Here is a 3,088-nt window from a genome sequence, read left to right as displayed (position 1 = left end):
GTCACCCCCCAAACCGACATCAGGTGGGATACGAGTCGGTCCGCGGCGAGTCCTAAGGCCGGCACCACCGTTCCCTCATTGCCATGGAACTACTTCACGGCGGTGCCTTCTGACCGGCGTCACGGTTGAATCTGGTCCATGGAGCGACCCGTCACCGGCCGCGCGCTGGGATCGCTTCTTGAACCAGGCGCGCTCAGCCAGCCCGGGCGCCGGGCCGGTTCCCGCTGAGTCCTTACTTCTTCGCCAGCCGCCCGATCGGCAGCCGGCGGCCGTAGGCAGCCTCGCAGATCTCCGCGATCGAACCATAAGCGCCGAGTGCCGCAGCAACCAGGCCCAGCCAGCCGCCGGCATGACGGAGCGCCGCGTTGCCCCAGTACTGCCCGATGCCGAGCAGGGCGAAGACGACGATGACGTCCGCCAACGCCGCCACGAGTAGCAGGTTGGTGCGAAAGGAGGCCGCGAACATCGAGGCGACGAAGATGCCAAACCCGAGCAAGAACAGGCCGAACGCGTGGCCAACCTGCGCTCTCGGCATGACCGGCACGGCGAACTCAACCACGGCGAAGACGGACAGCCAGAACGCGCCGAAGCCGGTGAACAAGACGCCACCGAAGGTGTCGCCTTGGCGCAGCACGATGAGCCCCGCGATAACCTGGATCAGGCCGCCGAACGTGGGTCCAACCGCGTACACCATCGGTCTGGCCGCGTCGTCGACAAGGCCTGCGTTGATCATGCTGAGCATGAACGTGGTCACTGCGAAGGCTGCCAGCGCAAGTGGTGCGGCGTTCCCCCAACTCGTGGGCGCAACCACCTGGGGAACCGTCACCCGTTCGGGGCGCCCGAGGTCCTGCCGTTCACCCTCGACGAGGACATACCAATGCCCCACGGCCGCCGCAGGCTCAGTGTGCTGCTCAATGGTTGCCATGTGGTCCTCCTCACGGCGAGAGCAGTTGCTGTAAGCATCCGGCCGGCCCTGCCTGCCCTTGAACCGGTCAAGGTCCCGAGTCGAGTGGCCGAAAGTCGGGCACGTAGATCGCTCTCGCTCTACGCCGCGTCACGTCCCCGCGATCGCGCGCACCTACTTACCGGACATGCCGATGTGCGGGCACCTCGCGAGGGCACGGGGGCTGCGGGCGGGCGGGGCAACGACGCAGTGGAACCATCTGTCATTGCTGGCTGATCCACTTCCATGGGGGCAGCCTGGCGTGGGCCGGTGATCCCAGGATGTCGCTCGCCGCTCAGAGGCCGGACGTTTCCAGCAGATCACGTAGCGCTCGGCCCCAGCGGCGCCAGCGAGAGACATTCCGGCGCCACTGCTTCTCAGTCTGAAGGCTTGAGCGCGTGACCCCGACCTCGTAGCCGCGGACGTCGAGGTCAGGCAGGTACGTTTCAGTCTCGGCTGGTTCCAGATGCCCATTGGAGACCAGCCAGTCGATGCGCAGTACGCCCACGCCAAGCTCTTCCGCGGCTTGCGCGCGAGAAGCCCATTCGTCCTGGCCGAGCCGAGCGATCTGCTTCTTTGAGTTGGAGCCCGCCACCGCGCCTCCCTGGGCGATCTGGGACCTGTGTCGGGCGAGGCTACCGCTTTGACCGCTATGTTCAGCGGCTCATGTGTCCTGTGCCTCGACAGTCAAGCGCAGCTTTGTCTCATGACCCCCGGACTGGGTAGCCGCGATTGGCGCCCCTGGCATGTCGACAAGTGGGCGTCCGCAGGGCCGCGTCGGCAAAGTGACTCCGCCCCCCTATCGCAGTCCCCTTCTACGCTGTCCCTGTGACTAGACGGTTCGACCAGGAAACTCTGACATGCGATGGATGGGAGCTGCGTGACCTCGTTCCAGACGACATCGCTGAGATCGTCTGCGCATGCCAAGACCAGCTCATTCAAAAGTGGTTGCCTCTCCCACGGCCATATACACACGAAGTTGGCCAGGCCTTCGTTTGTGACATCGCTCCCCGACAGCACGCCACCGGTGTCGGCATCGTTCGAGCGATCGACGTGGATGGGCGACTCGGCGGGGTCATCGATCTGAAGAAGACCGATTGGGCGTCGGGCGTCACCGAGATTGGCTACTGGGTCGCACCCTGGGCGCGAGGTAGGGGCCTGGCGGGCGTGGCAGCGCGAGTCCTCGCCGACTGGGCGCTCACCACCCAAGGCATGGAGCGAGTCACGATCCACGCGGCAACGGAGAACATCGCCTCACAGAAGGCGGCTCAGTCCGCGGGCTTTACCCGCGAAGGCATCGCCAGGTCGGCAGGCTTCACCCACGACGGACGCGTGGACCTAGTTGTCTTCGGAAGGATCAAGGCTGACCTGAACTAGCTCAGACGCCCACGGCCCAGGATCCCTGGGGGCCGTGAGCCTTTAGCCAAGGAAACGTCCGGAACTAGTAGCCGCAGAGAGGGAAACTCAGTCGTGCCGATTTGAGGACGTTGCTGAGCCGCCGGACTGGCTGACCTCAGGAGGATTGCACGCGTCCGAGCGCCGGGCGTGCCATCACCGCGTATAGAAGCGCGCCAATCACTCCCGCCAGCACCACCACCAGCACCCACAGCAGCTTGCCTTGCCCGGCCCGTGCCCACACGGGGTCCGGGACCCGCAACGCATCCACGAGCGCGGCCAGCCAAAGCACAGTCATCACCAGTCCGAGTCCTAACACGACCAGGACCGGCACCGCGGCTGCACTGCTTCCTAACACGTCTCCCCCTCCCACGTGGCGCTCCGGAAGGGCGCCTTGCGACACGCATGGTGGTGCCGTTGCCTGGAGTGTAGAGGCGATGCACTGCGCCAACAGCAAGAAGTCGGTCTTGGACCGTTAACTTTCGGCGCGCGCGTGGCACTCAGGCGATCCTGCAGCCCGGAGTTGACCTCGCACCCAGGACCTCTGAGGGCGCCTCCCTGCGGCAGGCCAGAAAAGGCACCGCTCCGGGAATCTCCAACGCCCGGTCATGCCGCAGAGAGCGTGCGCTGCGGCCAACCGGATCCGCCGCAGAGAGCGTGCGCTGCGGCCAACCGGATCCGCCGCAGATAGCGTGCGCTGCGGCCAACCGGATCCGCCGCAGATAGCGTGCGCTGCGGCCAACCGGATCC

General features: G+C 65.9%; 4 protein-coding genes. 1 reads left to right on the top strand and 3 read right to left on the bottom strand.

Going from position 1 to position 3,088, the window contains the following annotated elements; genetic code table 11:
• Positions 1-232: 232 nt before the first annotated feature.
• On the bottom strand, positions 233-925 hold the full coding sequence (locus VFH59_RS01675) for an acetate uptake transporter (protein ID WP_325163153.1): 693 nt from the start codon (positions 923-925) through the stop codon (positions 233-235).
• A gap of 313 nt (positions 926-1,238) precedes the next feature.
• The gene (locus VFH59_RS01670; protein WP_325163152.1) at positions 1,239-1,538 is read right to left on the bottom strand and encodes a hypothetical protein; all 300 of its coding nucleotides are present in this window, start codon (positions 1,536-1,538) and stop codon (positions 1,239-1,241) included.
• Between the two features lie 233 nt (positions 1,539-1,771).
• Between VFH59_RS01670 and VFH59_RS01665 the strand changes: the two genes are divergently transcribed.
• Positions 1,772-2,320: a GNAT family protein gene (locus VFH59_RS01665; protein ID WP_325163151.1), complete on the top strand. Its 549-nt coding sequence runs from the start codon at positions 1,772-1,774 to the stop codon at positions 2,318-2,320.
• Between the two features lie 136 nt (positions 2,321-2,456).
• Here the strand turns inward: VFH59_RS01665 and VFH59_RS01660 are convergent, their stop codons facing one another.
• Positions 2,457-2,636, bottom strand: coding sequence for a PLDc N-terminal domain-containing protein (locus VFH59_RS01660; RefSeq protein ID WP_325163154.1), 180 nt, complete (start codon positions 2,634-2,636; stop codon positions 2,457-2,459).
• Between the last annotated feature and the right edge of the window lie 452 nt (positions 2,637-3,088).

This window comes from Frateuria sp. (assembly GCF_035695185.1).
GTDB lineage: Bacteria > Pseudomonadota > Gammaproteobacteria > Xanthomonadales > Rhodanobacteraceae > Frateuria_A.
Note: the sequence above shows the minus strand (reverse complement) of the source record. Positions and strands in the feature narration are given on the sequence as shown.

Coding starts and splice junctions, on each gene's coding strand:
- VFH59_RS01675 (WP_325163153.1), bottom strand. CDS start 925: ATGGCAACCATTGAGCAGCACACTGAGCCTGCGGCGGCCGTGGGGCAT.
- VFH59_RS01660 (WP_325163154.1), bottom strand. CDS start 2,636: ATGACTGTGCTTTGGCTGGCCGCGCTCGTGGATGCGTTGCGGGTCCCG.